This is a genomic window from Actinomyces viscosus, assembly GCF_900637975.1.
GTDB lineage: Bacteria > Actinomycetota > Actinomycetes > Actinomycetales > Actinomycetaceae > Actinomyces > Actinomyces viscosus.
In genome coordinates this window covers 1,507,878-1,533,433 of sequence record NZ_LR134477.1, presented here as the reverse complement: position 1 = coordinate 1,533,433, position 25,556 = coordinate 1,507,878, and the positions used below count along the sequence as shown (strand labels likewise).

General features: G+C 69.7%; 20 protein-coding genes. 7 read left to right on the top strand and 13 right to left on the bottom strand.

Annotated features, from left to right (window positions below; genetic code table 11):
* Nucleotides 1-196: 196 nt before the first annotated feature.
* The 7 genes from glgB to glgX all read right to left on the bottom strand — a co-directional run bounded on the left by glgB (nt 197) and on the right by glgX (nt 13,832).
* The gene (gene glgB, locus EL340_RS06615; protein ID WP_126413946.1) at nt 197-2,431 is read right to left on the bottom strand and encodes a 1,4-alpha-glucan branching protein GlgB; all 2,235 of its coding nucleotides are present in this window, start codon (nt 2,429-2,431) and stop codon (nt 197-199) included.
* Between the two features lie 88 nt (nt 2,432-2,519).
* Nucleotides 2,520-4,154, bottom strand: coding sequence for a phosphotransferase (locus EL340_RS06610; protein ID WP_126413945.1), 1,635 nt, complete (start codon nt 4,152-4,154; stop codon nt 2,520-2,522).
* On the bottom strand, nt 4,154-6,049 hold the full coding sequence (treS, locus tag EL340_RS06605; RefSeq protein WP_408608581.1) for a maltose alpha-D-glucosyltransferase: 1,896 nt from the start codon (nt 6,047-6,049) through the stop codon (nt 4,154-4,156). Before treS ends, EL340_RS06610 begins: the two co-directional genes overlap by 1 nt.
* Nucleotides 6,050-6,168: 119 nt before the next feature.
* Nucleotides 6,169-8,334, bottom strand: coding sequence for an alpha-1,4-glucan--maltose-1-phosphate maltosyltransferase (locus EL340_RS06600; protein WP_269471649.1), 2,166 nt, complete (start codon nt 8,332-8,334; stop codon nt 6,169-6,171).
* A gap of 144 nt (nt 8,335-8,478) precedes the next feature.
* A complete protein-coding gene (gene trpS, locus EL340_RS06595) occupies nt 8,479-9,591 on the bottom strand; it encodes a tryptophan--tRNA ligase (RefSeq protein ID WP_126413943.1) in 1,113 nt (370 codons plus the stop codon).
* A 65-nt stretch (nt 9,592-9,656) separates the two neighbouring features.
* Nucleotides 9,657-11,384: an alpha/beta hydrolase gene (locus EL340_RS06590; protein ID WP_126413942.1), complete on the bottom strand. Its 1,728-nt coding sequence runs from the start codon at nt 11,382-11,384 to the stop codon at nt 9,657-9,659.
* A gap of 30 nt (nt 11,385-11,414) precedes the next feature.
* Nucleotides 11,415-13,832 carry a glycogen debranching protein GlgX gene (gene glgX / locus EL340_RS06585; RefSeq protein ID WP_126413941.1) on the bottom strand — a complete coding sequence of 806 codons (2,418 nt, stop codon included), beginning with the start codon at nt 13,830-13,832 and terminating at the stop codon, nt 11,415-11,417.
* 236 nt (nt 13,833-14,068) lie between these two features.
* Between glgX and EL340_RS06580 the strand changes: the two genes are divergently transcribed.
* Both EL340_RS06580 and EL340_RS06575 read left to right on the top strand, forming a co-directional pair.
* Nucleotides 14,069-14,827: an electron transfer flavoprotein subunit beta/FixA family protein gene (locus EL340_RS06580; protein ID WP_126413940.1), complete on the top strand. Its 759-nt coding sequence runs from the start codon at nt 14,069-14,071 to the stop codon at nt 14,825-14,827.
* Nucleotides 14,828-14,931: 104 nt separating this feature from the next.
* Nucleotides 14,932-15,930, top strand: coding sequence for an electron transfer flavoprotein subunit alpha/FixB family protein (locus EL340_RS06575; RefSeq protein WP_126413939.1), 999 nt, complete (start codon nt 14,932-14,934; stop codon nt 15,928-15,930).
* 90 nt (nt 15,931-16,020) lie between these two features.
* Here the strand turns inward: EL340_RS06575 and EL340_RS15730 are convergent, their stop codons facing one another.
* Nucleotides 16,021-18,264: a hypothetical protein gene (locus EL340_RS15730; protein ID WP_269471648.1), complete on the bottom strand. Its 2,244-nt coding sequence runs from the start codon at nt 18,262-18,264 to the stop codon at nt 16,021-16,023.
* Between the two features lie 501 nt (nt 18,265-18,765).
* Between EL340_RS15730 and EL340_RS06565 the strand changes: the two genes are divergently transcribed.
* The 3 genes from EL340_RS06565 to EL340_RS06555 are packed head-to-tail and all read left to right on the top strand — an operon-like array spanning nt 18,766 to nt 20,719.
* Nucleotides 18,766-19,161 carry a GntR family transcriptional regulator gene (locus EL340_RS06565; protein WP_126413938.1) on the top strand — a complete coding sequence of 132 codons (396 nt, stop codon included), beginning with the start codon at nt 18,766-18,768 and terminating at the stop codon, nt 19,159-19,161.
* Nucleotides 19,158-19,904, top strand: a complete 747-nt coding sequence (locus EL340_RS06560; protein ID WP_126413937.1) for an ABC transporter ATP-binding protein — start codon at nt 19,158-19,160, stop codon at nt 19,902-19,904. Before EL340_RS06565 ends, EL340_RS06560 begins: the two co-directional genes overlap by 4 nt.
* Nucleotides 19,904-20,719: a hypothetical protein gene (locus tag EL340_RS06555; RefSeq protein WP_126413936.1), complete on the top strand. Its 816-nt coding sequence runs from the start codon at nt 19,904-19,906 to the stop codon at nt 20,717-20,719. The genes EL340_RS06560 and EL340_RS06555 overlap by 1 nt, the downstream gene beginning before the upstream one ends.
* A gap of 45 nt (nt 20,720-20,764) precedes the next feature.
* On the opposite strand, the gene EL340_RS06550 is transcribed toward EL340_RS06555, so the two are convergent.
* On the bottom strand, nt 20,765-21,073 hold the full coding sequence (locus EL340_RS06550) for an AbrB/MazE/SpoVT family DNA-binding domain-containing protein (protein WP_126413935.1): 309 nt from the start codon (nt 21,071-21,073) through the stop codon (nt 20,765-20,767).
* 108 nt (nt 21,074-21,181) lie between these two features.
* A complete protein-coding gene (gene mnmA / locus EL340_RS06545; RefSeq protein ID WP_126415352.1) occupies nt 21,182-22,366 on the bottom strand; it encodes a tRNA 2-thiouridine(34) synthase MnmA in 1,185 nt (394 codons plus the stop codon).
* Nucleotides 22,367-22,496: 130 nt separating this feature from the next.
* Here mnmA and EL340_RS06540 point away from each other — a divergent pair, with 130 nt between their 5' ends.
* Nucleotides 22,497-22,793 carry a hypothetical protein gene (locus EL340_RS06540; RefSeq protein WP_126413934.1) on the top strand — a complete coding sequence of 99 codons (297 nt, stop codon included), beginning with the start codon at nt 22,497-22,499 and terminating at the stop codon, nt 22,791-22,793.
* Nucleotides 22,794-22,871: 78 nt separating this feature from the next.
* On the opposite strand, the gene EL340_RS06535 is transcribed toward EL340_RS06540, so the two are convergent.
* Both EL340_RS06535 and EL340_RS06530 read right to left on the bottom strand, forming a co-directional pair.
* The gene (locus EL340_RS06535; protein ID WP_126413933.1) at nt 22,872-23,237 is read right to left on the bottom strand and encodes a DUF5655 domain-containing protein; all 366 of its coding nucleotides are present in this window, start codon (nt 23,235-23,237) and stop codon (nt 22,872-22,874) included.
* A 111-nt stretch (nt 23,238-23,348) separates the two neighbouring features.
* Entirely contained in the window at nt 23,349-23,999 is a 651-nt protein-coding gene (locus EL340_RS06530; protein WP_232023255.1) for a DUF418 domain-containing protein, read from the bottom strand.
* A 67-nt stretch (nt 24,000-24,066) separates the two neighbouring features.
* On the opposite strand from EL340_RS06530, the gene EL340_RS06525 reads away from it, so the two are divergent.
* Nucleotides 24,067-25,131, top strand: a complete 1,065-nt coding sequence (locus EL340_RS06525) for an IS630 family transposase (RefSeq protein WP_126413152.1) — start codon at nt 24,067-24,069, stop codon at nt 25,129-25,131.
* Here EL340_RS06525 and EL340_RS06520 read toward each other — a convergent pair.
* Nucleotides 25,096-25,548 carry a DUF418 domain-containing protein gene (locus EL340_RS06520; protein ID WP_126413932.1) on the bottom strand — a complete coding sequence of 151 codons (453 nt, stop codon included), beginning with the start codon at nt 25,546-25,548 and terminating at the stop codon, nt 25,096-25,098. The two genes, EL340_RS06525 and EL340_RS06520, sit on opposite strands and share 36 nt — an antisense overlap.
* Nucleotides 25,549-25,556: the final 8 nt, after the last annotated feature.

Genomic DNA, 25,556 nt, shown 5'->3' with positions numbered 1-25,556 from the left:
CCCCGCAATGAGCCAAGTCAGGTCATAGGCGATGGTGCCGGGTGCAGATAGTCGGGTGCGGATCAGGGCCGTCGTCCTCGGTACCCGCGAGCACGCGGTGGGGCGGGAGGCCCTTCGCCTCCCGCCCCACCGCGGCGTGTGATCGCAGACTGCGCCGGCCGGTGCTCAGCCGGTGCCAGTCGGTGCTCGGCCCGTATCAGTCCTGAACCGGACGCAGGAAGACCGCGCCCATCGGGGGGACCCGCAGGCGCACCGAGGCCGGGCGCCCGTTCCACGGCAGGTCCTCGGCCTCGACGTGACCCAGGTTGCCCACGCCGGAGCCGCCGTACTCCTCGGAGTCGGTGTTGAGGACCTCCTCCCAGTCCCCGGCGAAGGGCAGGCCCACCCGGTAGCCCTCGTGCGGGGTGCCGGCGAAGTTGATGATGCAGACCATGAGGTCGGCCTTGCCGTCGGCGTCGGTCCCCTTGCGCAGGTAGGACAGGACGTTGTGGTCGCCGTCGCCGGCCTCGATCCACTCGAATCCCCGGTGGGAGAAGTCCTCCGACCACAGGGCCGGCGAGCTCAGGTAGAGGCGGTTGAGGTCGCTGACCAGGGCGAGCAGCCCCTGGTGGCCCGGGTCGTCCAGGATCCACCAGTCCAGGGAGTTGTCCGCGTTCCACTCGGTCCCCTGACCGATCTCCTGGCCCATGAACAGCAGCTGCTTGCCGGGGTGGGACCACTGGTAGGCGTACAGGGCGCGCAGGCCCGCCAGCTCCTGCCAGGGGTCTCCGGGCATCTTGGACAGCAGGGAGCCCTTGCCGTGGACGACCTCGTCGTGGCTCAGCGGCAGGATGAACTGCTCGGAGAAGGCGTAGACGAGGGAGAAGGTCAGCTCGCCGTGGTGGTAGCGGCGGTTGACCGGGTCCTCGGCCAGGTAGCGCAGGGTGTCGTTCATCCAGCCCATGTTCCACTTCAGACCGAAGCCCAGGCCGCCGTACTCGGTGGGGGCGGTCACGCCGGGCCAGGCCGTGGACTCCTCGGCGGCCATGATGATGCCGGGGTTCTTGCGGTAGGCGGTGGCCGTGGCCTCCTGCAGGAAGCTGATGGCCTCCAGGTTCTCGCGGCCGCCGAACTGGTTGGGGTGCCACTGGCCGTCCTGGCGCGAGTAGTCCAGGTAGAGCATGGAGGCCACGGCGTCGACGCGCAGGCCGTCGACGTGGAACTCCTCGAGCCAGTACAGGGCGTTGGCCACCAGGAAGTTGCGCACCTCGTTGCGTCCGAAGTTGAACACGTAGGTGCCCCAGTCGGGGTGCTCCCCGCGCTGCGGGTCGGGGTCCTCGTACAGCGGGGTGCCGTCGAAGCGGGCCAGGGCCCACTCGTCCTTGGGGAAGTGGGCGGGCACCCAGTCCAGGATGACGCCGATGCCGGCCTGGTGGAGCTGGTCGACCAGGTAGCGGAAGTCGTCCGGGGTGCCGAAGCGGGAGGTGGGTGCGTAGTAGCTGGTGACCTGGTAGCCCCAGGACCCGCCGAAGGGGTGCTCGGCGATCGGCAGGAACTCGACGTGGGTGAAGCCGGCCTCCTTGACGTAGGGGACCAGCTCATCGGCCAGGCCGCGGAAGCCCAGGCCCTGGCGCCACGAGCCGATGTGGACCTCGTAGATGCTCATCGGGCCGTTGTGGGGATCGGTGGTGGCGCGCTTGGCCATCCACTCCTGGTCCTCCCACTCGTGGAACTGGTCGGTGACCACTGAGGCGGTGGCCGGGGGGACCTCGGTGGCCCGGGCCATCGGGTCGGCCTTCTGGTGCCAGGAGCCGTCGGCGAAGCAGATCTCGAACTTGTAGCGCGCGCCCACGCCGACGCCGGGGACGAAGAGCTCCCACACGCCGGACGAGCCCAGGGAGCGCATGGCGGTGGCCGTGCCGTCCCAGTAGTTGAAGTCGCCGACGACGCGCACGGCGCGGGCGTTGGGGGCCCACACCGCGAAGGCGGTTCCCTCGACCTCGCCCATGGGGCCGTCGTAGCGCTTGACGTGGGCGCCCAGGACCTCCCACAGCTCCTCGTGGCGGCCCTCGGCGATGAGGTAGGTGTCCATCTCGCCCAGGGTGGGCATGTAGCGGTAGGGGTCGTCGACGGTGGTGGTCTCGTCGCCGTAGGTGACCTTGATGCGGTAGTCGGGGACCTCCTGGCCCGGCAGGACCGCGACCCACACGCCGTCCTGCTCGTGGGTGGCCGGGTAGGTGCCCTCCTTGGTGACGACGACGACGTTGTCGGCCAGGTGGCGGACGGTGCGGACGGTGACTCCGTCCTCGCCCACGTGGGCGCCCAGGACCTCGTGCGGGTCGTGGTAGCGCGCGTAGGCGACGTCGGCCAGAACCCAGGGGTCCACGGGGATGGGGGCGAGGTCGGCCGGGGCTGGGGACCTGGGGTCGTTCTCAGGGGTGTTGGCGCTCATACAGCAACTCTTCCATGCGTCGGTGATTAGCGGGTGCTTTTGGACGTCGAACCGATGGGGATGATGGGGAAAAGAGATCGTTCCGTGCTCAGCCCTCCGTGCGCTTGGTCAGGACCGAGTCGATCCCCGCCACGGGGATGCCCAGCCAGTCGGGGCGGTTGCGGGCCTCGTAGACGGCCTCGTACAGGGCCTTGTCGAGCTCCAGGCAGGTCAGGACCGTCTGGCGCGCGTCCTGCGCCTGCGCGGCGGCCTGTGACGGGTCTTCCGAGTCGGCCGGTGAGCCGTGCCCGGGGGCGGTCTCGTCGCGCGCCTGGCGGTAGCCGTCCTCGAAGGCGGTGCGCACGGCAGTGAGCCAGTCGGGGTGTGGCGCCTCGCCGACGGCCGCGGCGTAGTCGAAGGAGCGCAGCATCCCGGCCACGTCCCGGGCCGGCAGGTCGGGGTCGGAGCGCTGGGCCAGGGGCCGTAGGGGCTCGCCCTCGAAGTCCAGGACGTACCAGCGCTGCTGGCCGTCGATCTCATGGAGCACCTGCCCCAGGTGGTAGTCGCCGTGAATGCGGGTGATCGGCTCCAGGGCGGGCAGCTCCTCGAGCCGCGCCAGCGTCTGCTCCACCTTGAGCTCCAGGGCGGGGATGTGGCCCGAGAGCTCGGGCACCTCCTCCAGCGCCCACCGGGCCCGCTTGCGCAGGGCCGCGGCGAGCTCGGCCGGCGCGGGGGCGCGGCTCGTGCCCAACGAGGCGGCCAGGTGGTGGTGCATCTGCGCGGTCGTGCGTCCCAGGTCCCGGGCCAGGGCGACGGCGCGGGCCCGTACCGGCCCGTCGACGTCGTCGGTGGAGGCCAGGGAGCAGAACAGCTCGAAGCCGTCGTCGGCGCGGGGGACGAAGCTGCACGCCACCGCCGAGTCGGTCGACTCCTCCAGGGCAGGCTGGCCGCAGCCGCCGACACGTGTCCAGGTCAGGGTGGACCAGGCCACCGGTGTGCGCACCCGGTCCCAGCCGCTGCGGGCCAGGGCCACAGAGAGCTCGACGTCGGGGTTGCGTCCGTGCTCCAGGACCCGCAGCAGCTTGACGATGAGGTCACCGGTGGCGGCGTCCTGCTCACCCAGGGCCTCGGCACCGCTGGCGGGGGCCGGCAGGATCACGGAGGTGTTGGACTGCTCCCCGGTGGTCACCCGCAGCCTCGGGGCGCGCTGGGCGATGGCCAGGGCGCCGTCCGGGCCCAGGACGGTGCCCGCCTCCAGCGCGCTCAGGGCCCAGGCGCGCCAGAAGGCCGGGTGGTGGGCGCCGTCGACCAGGGCCACCGGCGACGGCGCCCCGCCGGAGGCGGTCTCCAGCAGCAGGCCGTGGTTGCCGGGAGCCTCCCCCGGGGTGGCGAAGGAGTCGAGCGCGTCGGCGGCCTCCAGCACCACGGGGACGTGCAGCAGCACCATCCCGTCGCTGTGGCCGGTCTCGGCCTGGTTCCCCCTCAGGGCCGCGACGACGAGGTCGCGCACGCCCGCCTCCGGCTCCCAGGAGCCGATGATCCGCAAGGAGCCCAGCGGCGGCGCGGCGTCCCCCTTGAGGGGGAACCAGCGGCGCTCAAGCATCCACGGCCCCAGGGCCGCCAGGATCTCGGCGTCACTGGGCCAGCTCGACGGCGCCTCGGCGCTGCGCAGCGAACCCGGGGCCGGTGCGGTCGAGGCCGGGTTCTGCGCCTGCTCGGAAGCGGAGGTGGACTCGGTGGGCATCAGGCATCCTCGCTCGGGTGGGTGTCGTGGTCTCCACGGGCGGCATCGGTCGGGGGCTCCGTGGCGTGCGGTTCCCCGGGACCCTGGCGGCCCTCGCCCGGCTGCGCGGCGGGCTCGTCCCGCTCGACGGACAGCCAGTAGTAGCCGCGTGCGCCCAGTGTCAGGGTCAGTCGTCCGTCCTCGTCGACCGACGGGAAGGCGCAGCCCCCGAACAGGTCGGTGGTGCGTCTCCCGGCCAGCTCGGGCACCTCGATCGTCACCGAGCGGGGCGTGGCCGAGAGGTTGGCGACGCACAGCAGGCTCTCGGCGCCCTCCACCGAGGGCTCGTCGCAGCGCGTGTGCGCCAGCACGGCGTCGTCACTGGTGGGGCGCAGGCGGAAGCCACCGCGTCCCAGTACGGGGTGGGAGCGGCGCAGGTGCAGGATCCGCCGGGTGAAGTGCAGCAGCGAGTCGGGGCGGCCCATCTCGGTGGCCACCGTCAGGTGCGCGTAGCCCGGCGCCTGGATGAGCGGCAGGGTCAGTGCGCCGGGGTCGACGACGGTGGAGAAGCCCATGTTGGGGGAGTCGTCCCACTGCATGGGGGTGCGCACCGCGTCGCGGTCCTCCAGCCAGATGTTCTCGCCCATGCCGATCTCGTCGCCGTAGTAGAGGCAGGGGCTGCCCGGCAGCGACAGGAGCAGGGCGTAGGCGAGCTCGACCTCGGCCCGGGAGGCGTCCAGGAGCGGGGCCAGACGGCGCCGGATCCCGATGTTGGCGCGCATGCGCTCCTCGGGGGCGTACCAGGCGTACATCTGGTCGCGCTCGGCGTCGGTGACCATCTCCAGGGTCAGCTCGTCGTGGTTGCGCAGGAAGGTACCCCACTGCCCGTGGGCGGGGATGTCGGGGGTCTTCTCCAGCACCCAGCGGATGGCCTCGGCCGAGCCCTGGCGCAGCGCGTAGAAGATGCGCGGCATGACCGGGAAGTGGAAGCACATCGTGCACTCCGGCGCCTCCTCGGTACCGAAGTACTCCACGACGTCGTCGGGCCACTGGTTGGCCTCGGCGATCGTGATCGTCCCGGGGAACTCCCGGTCGAGCATCTCGCGGATGCCCGCGATGATCTCGTGGGTGCCGGGCAGGTTCTCGCAGCTGGTGCCCTCGGACTCGGTCAGGTAGGGGATGGCGTCGAGGCGGAAGCCGTCCACACCGGTGCGCGCCCAGAAGCGGATGACGTCGTGGATCGCCTCGATGACCGCCGGGTTGCGGTAGTTGAGGTCGGGCTGGTGGGAGAAGAACCGGTGCCAGTAGAACTGGCCGCGCTCGACGTCGTAGGCCCAGTTCGACTCCTCGGTGTCCACGAAGATGATGCGGGCGTCGTCGTAGGCGGAGTCGTCGTCGGCCCACACGTAGAAGTCCCCGTAGGGGCCCTCGGGGTCCGAGCGGGAGGCCTGGAACCAGGGATGGGCGTCGGAGGTGTGGTTGACGACCATGTCGATGACGATGCGGATCCCGCGCTGGTGGGCCTGGTGGACCAGCTCGCGGAAGTCCTCCATCGTCCCGTAGCGCGGGTCGATGGCCGTGTAGTCGGAGATGTCGTAGCCGCCGTCGCGGATGGGCGAGGGGTAGAAGGGCGGGATCCACACGCAGTCCACGCCCAGCCACGCCAGGTAGTCCAGGCGGGAGATGAGCCCGCGCAGGTCACCGATCCCGTCGCCGTCGGAGTCGGCGAAGGAGCGCAGCAGCGCCTCGTAGAAGACGGCCGTGCGGAACCATTCGGGGTCCGCGCTGATGCCGGGGCGGGCCTGGGCGGGCAGGACCGGCACCCCGGGGATGGGCGGTGCCACCGTCATCGGCATGGGGATCCCGCCACTGGGGGTGGGGATCGCCGTCATGGGGGGCGGCACGGGTACCGACATGGGTGCCGCACCGGGCTGGCCCATCTGGGCGAACTGGGCGGGCTGACCGGGCTGCAGCGGCGGGACACCCGGAACCTCGCCACCGAGCGGCATCGGGGTCGCGCCCATCGGGTCCGTACTCACAGCGGCTCCACGGAGAAGACGTGGGCGACCTGCCCGGCGAAGGGGTCGAGGCGCACATAGTTCTGACCCGACCAGTCATAGGAGTCCCCGGTGAGCTCATCGGTCACCTTGACCACCGGGCGCGAGGCGTCCACCCAGCCCGGCAGGCCCAGGGCCTCCAGGTCGAGGTAGACCTCGCCGGCCCGGGCCCCGTGCGGGTCGAGGTTGACCACCGTCAGGACGACGTCATCCCTGCCCGTGGGGCTGTGGAAGGCGTCCACCCGCTTGGAGTAGGCGATGATCTGGTCATCGCTGGTGGGGTGGAAGTAGACGTCCCGCAGCTGGCGCAGCGCCGGGTGGGAGGCCCGGGCGGCGTTGAGGCGCGTGAGCAGGTCCTCGATGCCGTTGCGGCGCGCCGCGGCGAAGTCACGCGGCTTGTACTCGTACTTCTCGTTGTCGATCTGCTCCTCGTAGCCCGGTCTCGGCGTGGACTCGGCCAGCTCGTAGCCGGAGTAGATGCCCCAGGTCGGGCTGAGCGTGGCCGCCAGCACGGCGCGCAGCTTGAAGGCCGGCACCTTCCCGTTGGTCATGAAGGGCGTGAGGATGTCGTGCGTGGTGGGCCAGAAGGCCGGGCGCAGCAGGTGGGCGGTCTCCTTGCTGAGCTCCATCGTGTACTCGATGAGCTCCTCCTTGGTGTTGCGCCAGGCGAAGTAGGTGTAGGACTGGTGGAAGCCGATCATGCCCAGGGTCCGCATCATGGCCGGGCGGGTGAAGGCCTCGGCCAGGAACAGCACGTCCGGGGACTCGGCGTGGATCTCGGCGATGAGCCGCTGCCAGAAGGCCAGGGGCTTGGTGTGGGGGTTGTCCACGCGGAAGATCGTCACCCCGTGCGCGATCCAGGTGCGCACGACCTCCAGGATGGCCTGGTAGATGCCCTCGGGGTCGTTGTCGAAGTTGAGCGGGTAGATGTCCTGGTACTTCTTGGGCGGGTTCTCCGCGTAGGCGATGGAGCCGTCGGCCAGGACCGTGAACCACTCCGGGTGCTCGGCCACCCACGGGTGGTCCGGGGAGCACTGGAGCGCCAGGTCCAGGGCCACCTCCATGCCGAGCTCGCCGGCCCGGGCCACCAGGGCGTCGAAGTCCTCGAAGGTGCCCAGGTCGGGGTGGATGGCGTCGTGGCCGCCGTCGGGCGAGCCGATGCCGTAGGGGGAGCCGGGGTCCCCGGGCCGGGCCGTCAGGGTGTTGTTGCGGCCCTTGCGGTTGGTGGTGCCGATCGGCGAGATCGGCGTGAGGTAGAGGACGTCGAAGCCCATGGCGGCGATGCGGTCCAGGCGCTCGGCGGCGGTGCGCAGCGTGCCCGAGTGCCAGGTGCCGTCCTCGCCGACCCCCGAGCCCAGCGAGCGCGGGAAGATCTCGTACCAGGCGCCGGTCAGGGCGCGCTCGCGGTCCACCTGGAGGGGGTACTCGGCGGTGGGGGAGACGTGGTCGCGCAGCGGCAGGCGCTCCAGGGCCGCCTTGACCGAGTCGGCCAGGCCGGCGGCCAGGCGGTCGCTCACGGGGTTGGAGGGGTCGCGCATGATCCACACGGCGTCGTTGAGGGCCTTGGTGCCCTCCTCGTCACGGCCCTCGACGGCCAGTGCCCGGTCCAGGACCCGGGCGCCCTCCTCCAGCATGAGCTCGACGTCGATACCGGCCGGCACCTTGATGCCGGCGTCGTGGCTCCAGGTGGCGTACGGGTCCGACCAGCCCTCGACGCGGAAGCGCCAGTCGCCGGGGGCGTCGGGGGCCAGCGAGGCCTCGTAGCGGTCCAGGCCCGGGGCGATGTCGTGCATGCGGGCGCTCGGGCCGTCGCTGCCGTCGGGGCGAACCAGGACCGCGGTGGCTCCGTAGCGGTCGTGCCCCTCGCGGAAGACGGTGGCGCGGATCGGGATGACCTCCCCGACGACGGCCTTGGCCGGCCAGCGCCCGTCCTCGACGACGGGGAAGACCTCGGTGACCGGGATCCGGCCGATCAGCGAGTGCTGGGCCGGCTGGGGCCCGCTCGCCCTGGCCGGCTGAGCCGCTGCGGATGGCGTCGACGCTGCATCGGGCGCCGTGGCGGGCGCGTCGGTCGGAGCGGCAGCGGACTTGGAGGAACGGGGGGACTGCTTCTTGCCGGCCTTGGGCGTCGTGTTAGGAGTCACAAGGGCAAGACTACGGTGAGAAACGACCTGAGTCACATGTCCGACCGCACGACGCCGATCGGCCCGGTACGCGCGTCGCGAACCGGGCCGATCGGGGCCAGTGAGCCGGAGGGCCCGGGGACGCCTCCTGACGCTCACCGGCTCTCAGTAGTTCATGTGCATGGCGGTGCGGACCTCGTCGAGGGTCTTGGCGGCGACCTCGTTCGCCCGGGCATTGCCCTGGCCCAGGACCTCCAGGAGGTAGTCCTCGTTGGCGGCCAGCTCGGCGCGGCGGGCGCGGATGGGGGCGAAGAACTCGTTGACGGCCTCGGTGGTGACCTTCTTGAGGGTGCCCGCGCCGCCGTCGCCGATGCGCTCGGCGATCTCCTCGGGCGCGCCCGCACCGCACAGGGAGGCCAGCATCAGCAGGTTGGCCACCTCGGGGCGTCCGGCCGGGTCGTAGGTGATGGCGCGGTCGGAGTCCGTCTTGGCCTTCTTGATGGCCTTGGCGGTCTCATCGGCGCTCATGCGCAGCTCGATCGTGTTGCGTCGCGACTTGCTCATCTTCTCCCCGTCCAGGCCCAGCAGCATCGGGGCCTGGCTGAGCAGGGCCTCGGGGCGGCGGAAGACCGGGTGGTCCTTGACGGCCCGCCCGTAGCGCTTGTCGAAGCGCTGGGCGATGAGGCGGGCCTGCTCCAGATGGGGGAGCTGGTCCTTGCCGACGGGCACGAGGTTGGCCTGGCAGAAGAGGATGTCGGTGGCCTGGTGGACCGGGTAGGTGAGCAGCAGGCCGGTCATGGCGCGCCCGTCGGTGGCTTCCAGCTCGGACTTGACCGTGGGGTTGCGGTGGAGCTCGGACTCGGTGACCAGGGACAGGAAGGGCAGCATCAGCTGGTTCTGGGCCGGGACCGCGGAGTGGGCGAAGATCGTCGAGCGCTGCGGGTCCACGCCCACGGCCAGGGCGTCGGTGACCAGGGACAGGACGCGCTCGCGGATGGGACCGACGCCGTCGCGGTCGGTGATGACCTGGTAGTCGGCCACGAGGATCCAGGTGTCCACGCCCGCGTCCTGGATCGTCTTCCAGGAGTGCATGGTGCCGAAGTAGTGGCCCAGGTGCATGTTCCCGGTGGGGCGCACCCCGGTGAACATCCGGTAGCGGCCGGGGTTGACGGCGATATCGGCCTCGATCTCGGCGGAGCGGGCGATCGATCGGGCCAGGGAGGCGTCATTGGTGGCGTTGGCCAGGGCCTCCTCGGCCGCGGTAGGGGTCTGAGTCATGGCCTCATCCTAGGGGGTGGTGGGGACGCCGCGGGCCGGGGGCGACACCGACAGGGGTCCGCCCCTCAGTCGTCGGCGGGCTGGGTGGCCAGGGCCCGTTCCAGCTCCTGGCGGGCCTGGGCCACGCGCTCAGGCGTGAAGGAGCTGTTGTGGCCGACCAGGGCCAGCCCGTCCAGGATCTCGGCGCCGTAGCGGTGCCCGTGACCCGCGGGCACGTTCATCGCACGCGGCAGGTCCGCACTGACCTGGAAGAAGGTGATGTAGGGCATCCAGTGCATCGCCGGGGACCGGTCGATCCCCGGACGCTCCCGCAGCCAGTCCGGGTTCTCACGGATGAGCCTGGGCGACCACCACACCACCGGGTCGCTCGCGTGCTGGATGTAGAGGATGCGCTGGTCTCCCCAGGTCGTGTCCCCTGCGAAGGACTCCATATCCGTCTCATCCTGGGCGAAGCGAACCGTCAACCCGGCCGAGTAGGTGGGATCCACCTCCCGGGTCCCCGGGTCGCGCCGTGTCACCAGGTCCCGCCACAGCCGAGAGGAGTTGGGAGGCCCCACCCACAGGACGCCGTCGACCGAGTCCAGGACTCCTGCCAGGTCGTCGAAGGCCGCCTCGCCCGCCAGGACCCCCATCGACTCCCCGTACAGCAGGAGCCGGGGCCGGTCGCCCTCGGGGAGCGTCTTCCACCAGGCCACGATGGCCGTCACCAGCGCCTTGCCCGACGCCCGGGCCTTGTCGGTGTCCGCGATGAACTGCACGCCGGAGGGCAGGTAGGAGTACTGGGCGGCGGCGATCGCCGTGTCGCCGTCGTAGAGCACCTCCAGGGACAGGGCTGCCACCGGGTCCACCCAGCCGGTCCCCGTCGTCGGAGCGATCATGATCGCCGAGCGGGAGGCCGCCCCGGTGCGCTTGAGCTCCTCGACGACCAGCGCGGCGCGGGCCTCGTCACTGCTGGCGCTCTCCAGCCCGGCGTAGACGCGGATCGGCTCACTGGCGGGTCGGGAGGTCACCTCCTCAAGCCCCTGGGCGCTCAGGCCCCGGCCCACGAAGCGCTTGCCATAGGCCCCCAGGGACTCCCAGGACACCAGCGAGTCCGGAGAGCCTGAGCGCTCCGCCGCCGTCGGCCTCGGCGTCGAGGGCGGGTCGGCGCTGTTGCGCACGGAGAAGGCCGACTCCGCGCCCCGGATGATGATGCCCGGGATCGCCTGGTTGACCAGCGCGAACACCAGTACCAGCACGATGATCCAGGAGGACACCGACCGCACCGGAAGAGGCAGGCGCTGCGGCAGGTGCCGGCGCAGCCAGGTCTCCAGGCGCAGGAAGCCACGTCCCACCATTACCAGGGCCATCCAGATGCCGAAGCCCACCGGGAAGACCAGCAGGTACTGGGTCGGCGTGTAGGCGCGGTAGTCGGTCAGGGCGGCGACCTCCTGCTGCCAGTGGACCGCCCGCAGCAGGATCGCGTTGAGGACCACGACGACGATGACGGTCAGCGCGATCTCCGCCCGCCGTCTCCACCGGGGTACCCAGGACGGCAGGCTCCGACCACTGGCCTCCCACAGGACCCGCACCACCGTGCTCACCCAGGTGCGCCAGTTCCACGACAGCCACACCCCCACCAGGTAGCCGGTCGCCGCGCACAGCCCGCAGGCCACCCCCTGGAAGAGGATGTCACGAGGGATGAGGGAGGGCGTCAGCGCCAGGACGAAGAACACCGAGCCCAGGACCAGTCCGGTCGGGTCCGGACGCAGACGGTCCCAGGCACGTTCAGCAAGAGGGGGAAGAGCCGGCATCGGTCACCAGCCTACGACCTGCGCGGCGAGCTAGTGCGCGCCGACCTTCTCGTCCTGCTCCGCCTGGGCGCCCGCCTTGAGGGTCTCCAGGAGCTCGCCGGAGAAGTAGACCCGCAGCGACAGCGGCTCCAGCATCGTCGTGTCTCCCGGGCGGTCCTGGTGGCAGTCCGTGAGACTCTCAGTGGTCTGTCCGGTAGGGCCGCTGGCCACCGTCTTGACCTCCTTCACCTCCCCGGAGCCGTCAGTCTCGACGATGACGTCGGCCTCCGTGTCCTGCGGGCTCCGGCTGACGCGACGCGCCTGAGAGAAGGGGGCCGTATGGGGCTGAGGGACCGCCCAGGTCGAGTCCCAGGCCAGGTGCCAGTCGGTACCCCGCCCCTCGGGCAGGACGACGTCGACCTGGTCCAGGGCGCCGTTGATGACCACGAGCATGTCGTCATCGTTCCAGGGGCGGCCCGAGCGCAGCATCTGGACCACGCGGGTGTGCGGGTCGTGCCAGGACTCCCCGTCCATCGGCACGGCGTCACCCCGGTACCAGGCCAGGTCAGGGATCGTGTCGCCCTCCAGGACCTGCCCGGTCGCGAAGCGCGAGGGGCGCACTACCGGGTGGGTCTGGCGCAGGTGGATGAGGAAGCGGGTCGTGGCGACCAGGTCGCGCTGCCAGACCTCCAGGTTCCAGTCGACCCAGGAGAGCACCGAGTCCTGGCAGTAGCAGTTGTTGTTGCCCTGCTGGGTGCGGCCCATCTCGTCACCGCCCAGCAGCATGGGGGTCCCGGCGCTCAGCAGCATGGTGGCCAGCAGGTTGCGCATGGAGCGACGACGCAGCACCTCGATCGGTCCGCCGTTGATGCCCTCGACGACGTCGCCCTCGAAACCGTGGTTCCAGGAGCGGTTGTTGGAGGTGCCGTCGCGGTTGTCCTCCTTGTTGGCCAGGTTGTGCTTGTGGTCGTAGACCACCAGGTCACGCAGCGTGAAGCCGTCGTGCGCCGCCACGAAGTTGACCGAGCCCAGAGGGCCGCGGCCCCCGGGGAACTCCCCGTGGCTGAACAGGTCCGCGCTGCCCGACAGGCGCGTGGCCAGGTCGCGCAGGTCCGAGCCCAGGCGCCCCTTGGAGATCTCCGAGGCGTCGTGCAGCCAGAAGGCGCGGGTGGTGTCGCGGAAGTGGTCGTTCCAGTCCTGGAAGGGCTCGGGGAACTGGCCGGTGCGCCAGCCGCCGGGGCCCACGTCCCACGGCTCACTGATGAGCTTGACGGTGCTGAGCACCGGGTCGGTGGCGATCGCCGTGAGCAGCGGGTGGCGCGGTGAGAACTCCGCGGCATGGCGCCCTAGGGTGGTCGCCAGGTCGAAGCGGAAGCCGTCCACGCCGACCTCGGTGACCCAGTAGCGCAGCGAGTCCAGAACCATCCGGATCGCACCGGTGGCCCGGAAGTCCACGGTGTTTCCCGTACCGGTGACGTCCATGTACTGCGCCGGCAGGTAGGGGGCGTGCAGGTAGTAGTCCAGGTTGTCCAGGCCGCGCAGGCTCAGGGAGGGACCGTCCACCCCGCCCTCGCAGGTGTGGTTGTAGACGACGTCGAGCACGACCTCCAGGCCGGCCTCGTGGAGCATGGAGACCATGCCGCGCACCTCGTCCAGGACGGCCTGCGGACCGGCGGCGCGCGCCGCGGCCGTGGCGTAGGAGGGCTCCGGGGCGAAGTAGCTCAGCGTGGAGTAGCCCCAGTAGTTGGTCAGGTCCCGCTTGGTCAGGAAGGGCTCGGTCACCGAGGCGTGGATCGGCAGCAGCTCGATCGTGGTGACCCCCAGGCCCTTGAGGTGCTCGACCGTCACCGAGTGGGCCAGGCCCGCGTAGGTGCCGCGCAGCTCCTCGGGAACGCCCGGCAGCTTGTAGGTCAGGCCCTTGACGTGGGCCTCGTAGATGATGGTGCGCTCGCGGGGCACGTGCGGCCCCGGGACCACCGGGAAGGTGTCACCGGTGATGACCCCGACGACGCTGTGACCGGCCGAGTCCAGGTGCGATGGCCGCCACGGCTCGGCCGCGGGGACCAGGTCTTCGGTGACCTCGTGCGCGTAGACGGCCGGCCCCAGGTCCACCTGGCCGTCCAGGGCGCGGGCGTAGGGGTCCAGCAACAGCTTGCGGGGGTTGTAGAGCAGCCCCTCGTGCGGGTTCCAGGGCCCGTAGGCGCGGTAGCCGTAGCGCTGGCCGGCGCCGACGCCCGGGACGTGGGCGCTCCAGACGCCCCGCGAGGGGCCGTGCATCCCGATCCGGGTCTCCTCCGCCACTGCGCCGTCGGCGCTCATGGTCAGCAGGCACAGGTCCATGGCCGTGGCGTGCGGGGCGTGGACCGCGAAGTCCGCGCCGTCACCGCTGAGAGTGACGCCCAGCCCGTGGTCGGGAGCTGCTGGCAGCTCGGCGCGCGGTGCTGGAGCGGGCTCTGGCGTCGAAGGCATGGGTCCATTGTCCTGGCGCCCGCAGGTCGCTACCACTTGAGGGGCAGTGAGGTCTCACTCGTGCGAGTGCGCCGCGTCGCGTTTATCCGTCACCGTGATGCGCCGGCGTCATCCTGTCGTCATCATGCGGGCGCCTCGCGGGCGTGTCCGCTCCGGTGCGATCCGGGCCCTGACGCGGTGTCAGGGTGACTCAGCGCTCAGTGGTGAGATGCTGCTGTTATGGCACCCTTGAGCGCATGAGAATCGTGGTCTGCATCAAGCACGTTCCCGACGTGCAGTCCGAGCGCCGCCTCGAGGGCGGCCGGCTCGTGCGAGGCGAGGAGGACGTCCTCAACGAGCTCGACGAGAACGGCGTCGAGGCTGCCGTCTCCCTGGCCGAGGAGGCCGACGGCGAGGTCATCGCCCTGACCATGGGGCCCGAGGACTCCGAGGACGGGGTGCGCCGAGCCCTCCAGATGGGGGCCGACTCCGGGATCGTCGTCGCCGACGACGCCCTGGCCGGCGCCGACGTCGTCACGACCGCCCGGGTCCTGGCCGCCGCTATCGAGCGCATCGGTGAGGTCGACCTGGTCGTCACCGGTATGGCCTCCCTGGACTCCCTGACCTCGATGCTGCCTGGCGCGCTGGCCGCCGCCCTGCACCTGCCGGCCCTCACGCTGGCCAACCAGTTCGAGGTCGACGGCGGCGCTGTCACCGTCACCCGCACCGTGGGCACCGTCCGTGAGGTCGTCAGCGCCCCCCTGCCCGCCCTGGTCAGCGTCACCGACCAGGCCAACGAGCCCCGCTACCCCAACTTCGCCGCCATGCGCGCCGCGAAGAAGAAGCCCGTCGACTTCTGGGACGCCTCCGAGCTGGACCTCCAGGTCGCCGACCCTGCCGTGAGCGTCGTCGACGACGAGGCCCGGCCCGCCCGCGAGGCCGGCATCATCCGCACCGACGCCGGTGAGGCGGGCCGCGAGCTCGCCGCCTGGCTCGTGGAGAACAAGCTCGTCTGACGGTGAGCCGAGCCGCCGCAGGCCGTCACCCCTCAGCGAGGGACGCCTGAGCCCGCGGTGCCGCCTCACCCGCCTCACACCACCTGCGAAAGAAGCTGATTCCCATGCTCGACGCCCCCATCCTCGTCCTGATCGACCTTGAGACCGCCGAGGCGGCCCCCGCACCCACCGGACCCAGCCTGGAGCTGCTCACCGCCGCCCGAGGTCTGACCAGCGGCGACGTTGTCGCCCTGGCCCTCCAGCCCCTGGGTGATCCGGCCACCGCGGCCCTGGCCGCTGCGGGCGCCACCCGTCTGCTTGCCGCCGACCTGGGCGAGTCCGCCCACCTGCCGGCCACCGCGGCCGACGCCGTCGTCGCGGCCGTCGGCGCGGTCCAGCCGGCTGCTGTCCTGGTCGTCTCCGACTACCGCGGCAAGGAGCTCGCCGGACGGGCCGCCGTCCTGCTCGGCTCGGCCTGCGTCTCCGACGCCACCGCCCTGGAGGTCACCGGCGCCGGGGATAGCGCCACGCTGCGCGCCTCCAAGCTGGTCCTGTCCGGCTCCTGGTCCACCACCGCCTCAGTCGGCTCGGGAGGCAGTACCCCGATCATCGCCGTGCGCCCCGGCATCGCCGAGGTCGCCGCGGCTGACGGCCCGGTGCTCGCGGCCGAGCCTCTCCAGGTGCCCGTCAGTGCCGAGGCCGCTGCCGTGCGTCTCGTCTCGCGCGAGGCCACCTCCGTCGCGGCCGGTCCGGCCCTGAGCGAGGCCCGTACCGTCGTCGTGGGCGGTCGTGGGGTGGATGGGGACTTCGACCTGGTCCGCTCCCTGGCCGAGCCGCTGGATGCCGCCGTCGGAGCCACCCGCGTGGCCTGCGACGAGGGCTGGATCGAGCGCAGCGCCCAGATCGGCCAGACCGGCGAGACCATCTCCCCGCGCCTGTACATCGGCCTCGGCGTCTCAGGCGCTGTCCACCACACCAGTGGCATCCAGGGGGCCGGCACCGTCGTGGCCGTCTGCGACGACTCCGAGGCCCCTATCTTCGAGATGGCCGACTTCGGCGTCGTCGGCGACGTCACCGACGTCGTGCCCCAGCTCGTCGAGGAGCTCGCCAGGCTGCGCGGCTGAGAAGCTTCTCCAACGACATGGTGGGGGCGCACCGTCGATCTGACGGTGCGCCCCCACCATTCGTGCCGTTTCAGGCAGTATCGGGCCGAGTCAGTTGGTCTTGTGCCCGATATCGGTGATCGTGAAACCCTCCTCGTCCGAGGTGAGCACCAGCCAGGAACCGTACTCGGCCTGAGCGGAGTACATGGGGGTGGGCTGCATCCAGGGCTTGGAAGGATCATCTGAGGTGATCGGGCAGACGATCGAGCCCAGAGGCAGATCCTGTGTCAAGGCCATTGAGGCGCCCGAGGAGTCCTTGGAGCCGGCCAGCAGACAGGTGACCACCTTGCCCTTCCCGGGCAGGAAGGCGGTGCGCAGCGTGGCGTCGCCCGCTTGCTTCGCCCCGGCGGGCTGATCCAGGGACGAGAGCACTGCGGGGTCGACCTGGTTGGCAACCCTGCTGTCCTCCTTGGCGGCCAGAGCGTTGTAGACGCCCTGGACCGTGGCCAGTGACGGGCGATGGATGTCCTGGGTCGGCAGGTGGTAGACGACGTCGAACAGCTCCAGGGAGTCTCCGTCCCACTGCGCGGTGACCGTGGCCGAGGCGCTGCCGCCGCAGGTCACGCATGACTCGTCGCCGGAGATCCGCAGCTGCGGCTCATCGAAGACGATGGTGCCGCCGACGACGCGCAGGTTCTCCATGTGCGGGGCGGACACGTAGCCGATCTCGTTGGTCTCGGCGTCCATGACGAGTGAGCCGACCATCTCCTTGTCGGCGTTGTAAGCGGCAAGAACATCGAACCCGTAGGTGGGATTGTCCGCGTTGCAGTCCAGGACGGTGACCATGACCGGCGTGCTGCCGAACAGGCCCTGTTGCGCCGCCTTCATGGAGATCGTGTTCGACGCGCTGACCCCCACGCCGTTGCCTCTGGCGGTGCCGGCGGCCTTGCCGTCGGAGAAGGTGACCGTCGTCTTCTCAGGGGCCTGCTTGACCATGTCAGCCCTCGTCACGCCTCGGCCTCCTCCGCTGAAGGCCTCCGCGCAGATGCCCGGCACGTCGAGGCTCGCGTTCTCCAGCGTCTTCAGGTCGGGCGTGTCCGCGGAGGTGGGGGCTGAGGTCGGCAGCGTCGTGGCTCGGGTTGAGCTCGAGCCGGAGTCGAAGGCCAGGACCGACGTCGTCGAGCCGTTGAAGACCACGACGTAGCCGTCCCCGGCCGCCCATGAGGTCACCGGGGTGGAGACCTGCCAGATCGTGGCGCCGTCGATCGGGTCGAGGGCGCGCAGCGAGTCGGGGTGGGCCATGACGATGGCGCCCTTGCTCATCTGCCAGCGCGGCGGTGTCTCAGTGCCCAGACCGTTGAGCGCGCCTGCGCCGTCGGGCAGCTTGCTCGACCACAGCACGGTGCCTCCGTCGAGGGCCGCCATGGTGACGCCGTCACTGACGACCCAGACCTCACGGCTTGACGGCAGGTTGACGCCGACGACCTTGCGGGGCGCCTCGACGCGGGCCGCCCACACCGGCTTGGAGCCGTCGAGGCTCAGGCCGGAGACCTTGTCCTGGTTGACGCTCACGGCACCGTCCTTGCTGACGGACAGCGGCACGTCGTCGGAGGGCGCCTCGCTCAGACGCACCGAGGTGGGTGCTGATGCCGGGGCCGGGGAATCCGATGCCGATGGTGCGGCGGAGGCGGCCGGGGAAGCCGTCGTGGAGCCGTCAGGCGATGAGGGGGCGGGTGAGGAGTCTGATGCGGTGGCGGAGGTCTGCGGAGAGGACTCGGGGGAGGAGGCGGGGGATGGCGCCGTCGACGAGGTCGAGTCATCGGCCGACGTGCTGGAGCCGCTCGGCTCCTGCTGCCCCGGCTCCTGTGAAGGGGAGGTTGTGGTGGCGGCGGCGGAGACCGTGGACGGCTTGGCGGGGCTGTTGATGCCGGAGGCCAGGTCGATGCTGATCCGCTCTCCGCAGTCGAGGGACTTGGTGCTCATCTTGCAGTTGAGGCTCTGGCCCGCCAGCTCGTCGGGGACGGGAACCTGCCAGGCGGCGTGGGAGGCCGAGGGGCTCGCGCTCAGAGCCACCAGGGTCTCCCGGCGGTCCGCGATCACCCGCAGGATCGTCAGCTGCTGGTTGACGATCGCCGTTGTGCCGCTGGAGTCGAAGGGTGCTGCCGTGGGCTCCTTGCCGAGGTTGGACAGGTCCTGCTGGGCCTTGAGGATCGGGGCCTTGACCAGTGAGAGCGGATCGGAGTCGCGGGTCAGTGCCCACAGGCCTCCGCCGCCCAGTGCGAGGACCAGGGCGAGGACGACGCTGAGGATCACCAGGCGCCCCCGTCGGGGGCGTTCGGGTGACGACGGTGCCATGGGGGTGGGGTCGAACCCGGCGGGTGGCACGGTGGGTGATGGGTATTCGGGCGAGGGAGACGCGGAAGAGGGGACCTCAGGGAAGGAGAGAGGTTGCTCCTGTACATTCGGGCGAGGGAGACGCGGAAGAGGGGGATGGAGTTTCGGGAGACTGAGATTCGGGAGACGGAGACATGGGCACAGCGTAGAAGGAAACAGGCCGGCCGAAAGGCGAAATAGATGATCGATCAACTGGTAGATATTCGCGCGACTATTCGTTCGGTTATTCCCGCGAGAATACTTATTCCGTTTGCTCTCCGATTTGGAGACTGTCTGTCATTCCTGTGCATTCCTGTGATGTGTGCGTCCGCGTCCGGGTGGGGCGGCGTGAGTGTCCGGATGTTCCGGCTTGACGCCGTCGCCGGTCTGTGTCACTGTATTAGTGCAGTAATACAGACGGTCTGACGAGGTCGCCTGTGCTGCGCTCATGAGCAGTACCCGTCCCCGAGCACCAGGAGAGTCATGGATCTCGACGACTCGCGCCCGATCTGGGTCCAGCTGGCCGACGACTTCCGCCGCCGGATCGTCTCCGGTCAGTGGCCCCCGGGCACCAAGGTCCCCAGCGTGCGCGAGCTCGCTGCGGGCACCGGAGTCAACCCCAACACCGTCCAGCGCGCCCTGGGTGCGCTGGACGGTGAGGGGCTCACCGCGACGGAGCGCACTGCCGGGCGCTTCGTCACCACGAAGGAGAGCGCCATTGACTCCGTGCGTCGGGACCTGGCCTCCGGGGCCACGGACGCCTACATCGACACCCTCACCGCCATCGGCATGGACCTGGACCAGACCACCGCGCTCCTGACCGAGCGCTGGTGGGCCCCGGACCGACAGGGCCGCCAGACCACAGGAGACGCGTCATGAGCGCACAAACCCTCAACAGACCCACCACCATCCCCTCCCTCGACGGCGCCGACCTGCTGGTCGTCGTCGAGAACCTCACCAAGACCTACCGGGGCCGACCTGCGCTGGACGGGCTGAGCCTCGAGCTCCCGCCCGGGCGGATCATCGGCCTCATGGGCTCCAACGGCTCGGGCAAGACCACCCTGCTCAAGATCCTGGCCGGGGTCCTGGCCGACTACGACGGGCAGGTCCGTATCGCCGGACATGCCCCCGGATCCGAGTCCAAGGCTCTCGTCTCCTTCCTGCCCGACGCGAGCTTCCTGGCCTCCAACCTGACCGCCCCGGCGGCCATCGCCCAGTACCGGCGCTTCTTCGCCGACTTCGACGCCGACAAGGCCGCCGAGCTCGTGCGCTTCTTCAACCTGCCGACCGACCGCACCCTCAAGGAGATGAGCAAGGGCATGGGCGAGAAGCTGCGCATCAGCCTGGCCATGTCGCGCCGGGCCCGCGTCTACCTCCTCGACGAGCCGATCTCCGGGGTCGACCCCGCAGCCCGTGACGTCATCCTCAGCGGCATCCTGCGGGACTTCGATCCCGAGGCGCTCATGCTCATCTCCACCCACCTCATCGCCGACGTCGAGCCCATCATCGACTCCGCCGTCTTCCTCAAGGACGGCCGCCTGCTGCTGGCGGGTGACGCCGACGACCTGCGCCAGGACCGCGGTATGAGCCTGGACGCCCTGTTCAGGAAGGAGTACCACTGATGTTCACCACGCTGTTCATCGAGGAGGTTCGGACCCAGGCTCGGCGCAACGCCGGAGTCGTGGGGATCGTGGCGGTCATCGCCGCCGGATTCATACTCCTGAGCCTGCTCGAGCTTCCCGTGGTCTCCTCGATGCTGCTGGCCGGCGCGTTCGTGGCGCTCGTGGCCATGCCCGGCGTCGTGAGCGTCCAGGTCGGCATCGAGTACTGGGCATCCATGTACGGTGCGCGCGGCTACCTCACCATGAGCCTGCCGGTCAAAGGACGCGTGATACTCGCCGCCAAGACGCTGTACGCCGTGATCGCGGTGCTGGTGTCTGCGGCGGTGGCGACGCTCCTCGCCATCGGTTGGTTCGCCGCCTACGCGCACCTGGTCGGTGCCACGCTCGGGCAGCTCCTCGAACCGGTGCGTCAGATGATCAGCACGGTGGGAACCGGCATGGTCGTGTTCTACGGGCTGACCGTCGTTGAGGGCGTCGTTGTGACGATTATCGAGGTCGCAGCGGTGATGAGCATTGGCGGGCAGGGGCGCTGGAACCGGCTCGGCTTCGGGGCGCCGGCAGTCGGCCTGGTCATCCTCTACGCGGTCAACCAGGTTGTGGGCCTGGTCGCCACGGTGCTGCTGCCGCTGTCGCTGGATCTGGCCAGCGGGCGGATCGTGGGGCGCATGATGCTCCCGCAGTTCATCGAGGCCGCCCGAACGGGCCAGGACCCGCACCTGGTGGGAATCGGCTCCGTCGTGGCGGCGCCGGTCCTGGCTGCGGTCCTGGTCTGGTGGGCGGTGCGCGCGATCGAGCGGCACACCTGCTTGCGCTGACCGGGGGTGAAGGAGCCCGGTACCTCGGCGCTCGGGGCGCGGTGACTACGCCGTGGCCCTGGGCGCCGCTGTGCCGCTGGCCTTGGGGGCCGCCGCGTCGAAGGCGGCGGCGACGACGTCGGCGTAGTCGGCCGGGTTGACCAGGGCGATGCCCTGGGTGCGGTCCGCCAGGAGGAGCAGATTGTCCCCCGGGGCGAGATTGAAGATCTCCCGGACCTCCTTGGGGATGACGATCTGCGACTTGGGACCGAGCCTGACGGTTGCGATGTAGCGCTCCGGGTCCTGGGCAGTGAGGTCAGGTGGGTTGCCGGGTTGTGTGTCCGACGGAGAATCGGCGGACGTGTCGGCTGACATGCTGAAGGATCCCTTTCCTGCTGGGGCTGCTGGGCGCCGGGGGTGCCTCAACCCTAGCCCTTTCACGCAGTGACGGCGCGGTGGGAGCTCACAGGGCGGTCCACCGGTTCAGGCGACGGCGCGGCTGGTGGCCTGCTCGGAGGTGACGGTCGCCTGGGCCAGGACCTGGTCGCCGTCGGTGCCGCCGTAGATGACCAGGCTCTGACCGGCGGCCACGCCGCGCAGGGGGGTGACCAGGTCGGCGTGCAGGAGGCCCGAGGTCTCGTCGACGCGGACGCGGGCAGGGACCGGGCGGCCGTGGGCGCGCACCTGGACGCTGGCCTCCTGCCAGCCGACGGCGGGGGAGTCGCCAGGGCCGGGGACTGCGCCGACGCCGTCGGCGAGCGGCTCGGGCTCGGCCAGCAGGATGAGCCCGTCGCCCTCGACCGTCGTGCGGCTCAGCAGCTCCTCGGGGCCGACGACGACCTCGTTGGTGGCTGGGCGGGTCTCGATGACGTAGCGGGGGCGGCCGTCGTCGGCGGGGCGGGACAGGCCCAGGCCCTTGCGCTGGCCGACGGTGAAGCCGAAGTATCCCTGGTGGGTGCCCAGGACCTGGCCGTCGGGGGAGACCATGGCGCCCTCGTGGGCACCGAGCGAGCGGGTCAGGAAGCCGCGGGTGTCGCCGTCGGCCACGAAGCAGATGTCGTAGGAGTCCGGCTTGGAGGCCACCGGCAGGCCACGGGCCTCGGCCTCGGCGCGCACCTGCGCCTTGGAGGGGGCATCGCCCAGCGGGAAGAGGGCCCGGGCCAGGCCCTCGCGGCCGGAGACCGCCAGCACGTAGGACTGGTCCTTGGCGGTGTCGACGGCGCGGCGCAGCCTCAAACCGGTGGTGTCACCGGGGCGGCCGGAGGCGGCGCCACCGCTCAGGCGCGCGTAGTGGCCGGTGGCGACCGCATCGAAGCCCAGGGCCAGGCCGCGCTCCAGGAGGGCGTCGAACTTGACGCGCTCATTGCAGCGCACGCAGGGGTTGGGGGTGCGGCCGGCGCGGTACTCGTCGAGGAAGTCGGCCACGACGCGCTCCTCGAACTCCTCGGACAGGTCCCACACGTAGAAGGGGATGCCGAGGATCTGGGCGGCCCAGCGGGCGTCGGCGGAGTCCTCGATGGAGCAGCAGCCGCGTGAGCCCGTGCGGGTCTGGGCGCGGTTGCGGGTCAGGGCCATGTGGACGCCCACGACCTCGTGACCGGCGTCGACGGCGCGCGCTGCGGCGACGGCGGAGTCGACTCCACCGGACAGGGCGGCCAGGACGCGCACGAGGATCTCCTTCACGCAAGCGGGTACAGCCGTGGCAGGCTACCGCAGGTCGACGCCGGCAGGGGAGTCGGGACAACTCAGAAGACGTTGTGGTGACCGGCATAGGATTGGGCCAGAGGAAGGAGCTGCGATGTTTGATGACTTGGTACCCTACATGGTTGTCGTCGCCATGCTGTTGTATGTCTGGGTTCTGGCAGGCGGCCGAAAATATCCCATGACGAAGCGTGAGCTGGAGCGCCTCCACTTCCGACAGGCCTATAGCCTGTCGATCGACCGTATGCTCTCGGAGAGTCCGCTGGATCGCGACGAGGTCAGGCGCCTGCGTGACTCGGGAAGAAGAAACGGGCGTGTGCGAGCCGTGCGATACGTGAAGAAATGGGATCCGGTCCCCCTCGAGATCGCCGTGGAGTTCGTTGATCGTGTTTAAGCGTTAGCTATATGAGGTCAGGACTGTCTGACGTCCGCGGCCTCGTGCTTGGCGGCTCTGGCAGCGATGGCGGGCTGCTTAGCGGGAGGCGAACTCGTATCCGGCACCAATGAGAGTCCTGAGCCATTCGCTCTGCGCGGCTTCCATCGTCTTTACGACGACGTGATGGTTCCACCGGTTCGCACTGACCTGGGTGACGCGGTGGACGTTCGGATCCTCCAGGGGCTGGTCGAGCCTCACGTTCAGGAACAGGGTGCCGTCGGCTGTCTTCTCGTAGGCCCACGCCCAGAGGAACTTCCGGTTGACGGAGAAGCTGACCTGGGCCGTCAGGTGCTTCGTGACGTCACCAAGAGACACGACGTAGGACTCGATCACCGTGTACATGGCGGCCGTCGCGGGCTTGCCGCGGAATTCGCCGATCATCTTGTTCGAGGTAGCGGACACGGGGACTCCTCAGTACGAGAGGCGCTGCCCGAATGGAGGTGGCCTTTCGGTGTTCTCCCATAGCTCTCCCGCGTGAGACGCCACTGGGAACCCTGGAGGCGGCGGGCAGGACTACGCCATCCTAGCCGTCGTCGCCTGCACGTATCCGAGTGAATCAGGCTGATTATCAAGGTGCGTTGACTGCTGGCGCCGCGACGGAACCCACCGCCACCAGGTGATGCACCGCCACGCCCACTCCAGGGGGCCGTAGGTGAACCGGGAGAGCCAAAGGCGGCAGAGTATCCACTGGGTGGGCAGAACTGCAGCAGCGACGATGAGACCGGGAACCACATCGAGAGTCGAACGTGAGTCAAGCAGCACTCCCGCCGGCACCATGACGAAGGAGGCGGTGACGTAGCAGGTCAGCGCCATACGGCCCAGAGGGTCGAACACCGCACTGAGAACCCGGCGAGTTGGCGTGCGCCAGAGCAGCGCCAGAACACAGACATAGAGACAGGCCATGAGGCCGCCGGCCACTCCACCTGCGGTGGAGAAGCGGGGATCACCGATCCCGGTGGCCTGCCAGAGCATCGCAGCCGTGCCGGCGGTGGCAAAGACGAGCGCAGCCGCGCCGATCCGACGGTCGGCGTGCTCAAGACGAGCCGGCAGGCCGTAAGCCTGAGCCGCCGATCCTAGAAGGAACAGTCCTGGTATCGAGGCTTCTCCTCCGCCCAACACCGCGTAGGCTCCCGCCGTCGCCAGTAGCCCGAGTATGGCCGGCATTAAACAAAGTTTCCTTCTGGGGTTGTGTTGTCGGGTGGTTTTGGGGGTATCGATATAGAATGTGTGTGTGGTTGTTGATGTGACTGCGGAGGAGCGGGATGTTCTTCTGGCGTGGAAGAAACGCGGTGACTCGTTCGTCCTGGTGCGTTTAAAGGCTGAGGCCATTTTGTATGCCTCTCGTGGTGTCGGCACGGGTGTTATCGCTGAGATGGTCGGCCGCAGCCGCAGGACGGTGAGCAACTGGCTGCGCCGCTGGCGGTGCTCCAGGTTGCACTCGGTTGTCACTGGGCACGCCGGCAACGAGAACGCCGCCAAGCTCACCCGCGCCCACAAGGAGCAGCTCAAGCGGATCCTGAGTAGGCCACCGGCCCAGAGCGGGATCAGGGCGGACTTCTGGGACGTACCGGCCCTGCGTGACGTGGTGCGGATCAAGTTCGGCGTGGAGTACGCCTCAGACTCCTCCTACCAGCTGCTCCTGCGCTTCGTGGGGATGAGCTTCAAGCTGCCCGACCCCTTCGACAAGCGCCGCGACGAGGCCGCCGTCACCGAGCGAATGGACCAGGTCCGTCAGGAGGTCGCCGACCTGCTGGCCCGGGGCTGGGAGGTCTACACCGTCGACGAGGTGCGCGTCGAGCACGAGGCCGTCACCCGGCGTATGTGGCTGCCCACCGGCCGTCGGACCAAGATCTATGTCGACCGAGAACGCTCGGCCCAGTCTTTCTTCGGCGCCCTGAGCCTGACCAGCAAGCAGGTGCGCGTCTACCCCATCGAGGGCAACCAGAACGCCGAGCAGGTCACCCTGGCCCTGGCCCGTCTGGTACGCGAGACGGCAAACGACAAGATCGCTGTTGTTCTTGACAACGCCGGCTTCCACCACGCCAAGGCGGTCACTGACCTGTATGAGCCCGGCCAGGCCCTGGAGCGCGTCAGGCCGATCTACCTACCTCCTTACGCGCCCGACCACAACCCAATAGAGCACGTCTGGAACACCGCCAAGAAGAACATCTCAAACATACAACGAGACAACCCCGAGGAAACCTACACCGCATTCACCAGCTACATCACCAGCCGCACCTTCGACTACGACTTCGAGCACCTACCCATCACACCAACCCAAGAAAAGCTTGATTAAAGACCGCCATAACAGTCGTATGGAGCGCTTGAGCTTGAGGATGAAGGGGAGCAGGATGATTCCCCCGATCGCATACGAGCGCAAGACCCCATTGGGGTAGAGAACGGAATTGAGCGCCCCGATCGCCAGGAGCGCTACCAGGCGGCGCAGCAGGATCTTCCAGGCGGGGGCGCCTTGGCGGGATGCGGAGTCGATGACGAACCCCATGCTCATTCCGAACATGAAGCAGAAGATCGGGACGAAACGGGTCGACACCAGGTAGTACAGAGCATTTTCGGCCACAGGGATCTGCCGATGAATCTGAACCTCAGCGTTCTGGCCCAGATTCATGATGTCGGCGGCGTTGACCAGGAGGATGCCCATGACAGCGAAGCCGCGCAAGGAGTCAAGGAAATGGAAACGAACGTTGGTGCGCATGGGAATGA

What these genes read in the sequence shown, in the direction of transcription:
- glgB (WP_126413946.1), bottom strand. Translation starts at nt 2,431, where the DNA reads ATGAGCGCCAACACCCCTGAGAACGACCCCAGGTCCCCAGCCCCGGCC.
- EL340_RS06610 (WP_126413945.1), bottom strand. Translation starts at nt 4,154, where the DNA reads ATGCCCACCGAGTCCACCTCCGCTTCCGAGCAGGCGCAGAACCCGGCC.
- treS (WP_408608581.1), bottom strand. Translation starts at nt 6,049, where the DNA reads ATGTCGGTACCCGTGCCGCCCCCCATGACGGCGATCCCCACCCCCAGT.
- trpS (WP_126413943.1), bottom strand. Translation starts at nt 9,591, where the DNA reads ATGACTCAGACCCCTACCGCGGCCGAGGAGGCCCTGGCCAACGCCACC.
- EL340_RS06590 (WP_126413942.1), bottom strand. Translation starts at nt 11,384, where the DNA reads ATGCCGGCTCTTCCCCCTCTTGCTGAACGTGCCTGGGACCGTCTGCGT.
- glgX (WP_126413941.1), bottom strand. Translation starts at nt 13,832, where the DNA reads ATGCCTTCGACGCCAGAGCCCGCTCCAGCACCGCGCGCCGAGCTGCCA.
- EL340_RS06580 (WP_126413940.1), top strand. Translation starts at nt 14,069, where the DNA reads ATGAGAATCGTGGTCTGCATCAAGCACGTTCCCGACGTGCAGTCCGAG.
- EL340_RS06575 (WP_126413939.1), top strand. Translation starts at nt 14,932, where the DNA reads ATGCTCGACGCCCCCATCCTCGTCCTGATCGACCTTGAGACCGCCGAG.
- EL340_RS15730 (WP_269471648.1), bottom strand. Translation starts at nt 18,264, where the DNA reads ATGGCACCGTCGTCACCCGAACGCCCCCGACGGGGGCGCCTGGTGATC.
- EL340_RS06565 (WP_126413938.1), top strand. Translation starts at nt 18,766, where the DNA reads ATGGATCTCGACGACTCGCGCCCGATCTGGGTCCAGCTGGCCGACGAC.
- EL340_RS06560 (WP_126413937.1), top strand. Translation starts at nt 19,158, where the DNA reads ATGAGCGCACAAACCCTCAACAGACCCACCACCATCCCCTCCCTCGAC.
- EL340_RS06555 (WP_126413936.1), top strand. Translation starts at nt 19,904, where the DNA reads ATGTTCACCACGCTGTTCATCGAGGAGGTTCGGACCCAGGCTCGGCGC.
- EL340_RS06550 (WP_126413935.1), bottom strand. Translation starts at nt 21,073, where the DNA reads ATGTCAGCCGACACGTCCGCCGATTCTCCGTCGGACACACAACCCGGC.
- EL340_RS06540 (WP_126413934.1), top strand. Translation starts at nt 22,497, where the DNA reads ATGTTTGATGACTTGGTACCCTACATGGTTGTCGTCGCCATGCTGTTG.
- EL340_RS06530 (WP_232023255.1), bottom strand. Translation starts at nt 23,999, where the DNA reads ATGCCGGCCATACTCGGGCTACTGGCGACGGCGGGAGCCTACGCGGTG.
- EL340_RS06520 (WP_126413932.1), bottom strand. Translation starts at nt 25,548, where the DNA reads ATGCGCACCAACGTTCGTTTCCATTTCCTTGACTCCTTGCGCGGCTTC.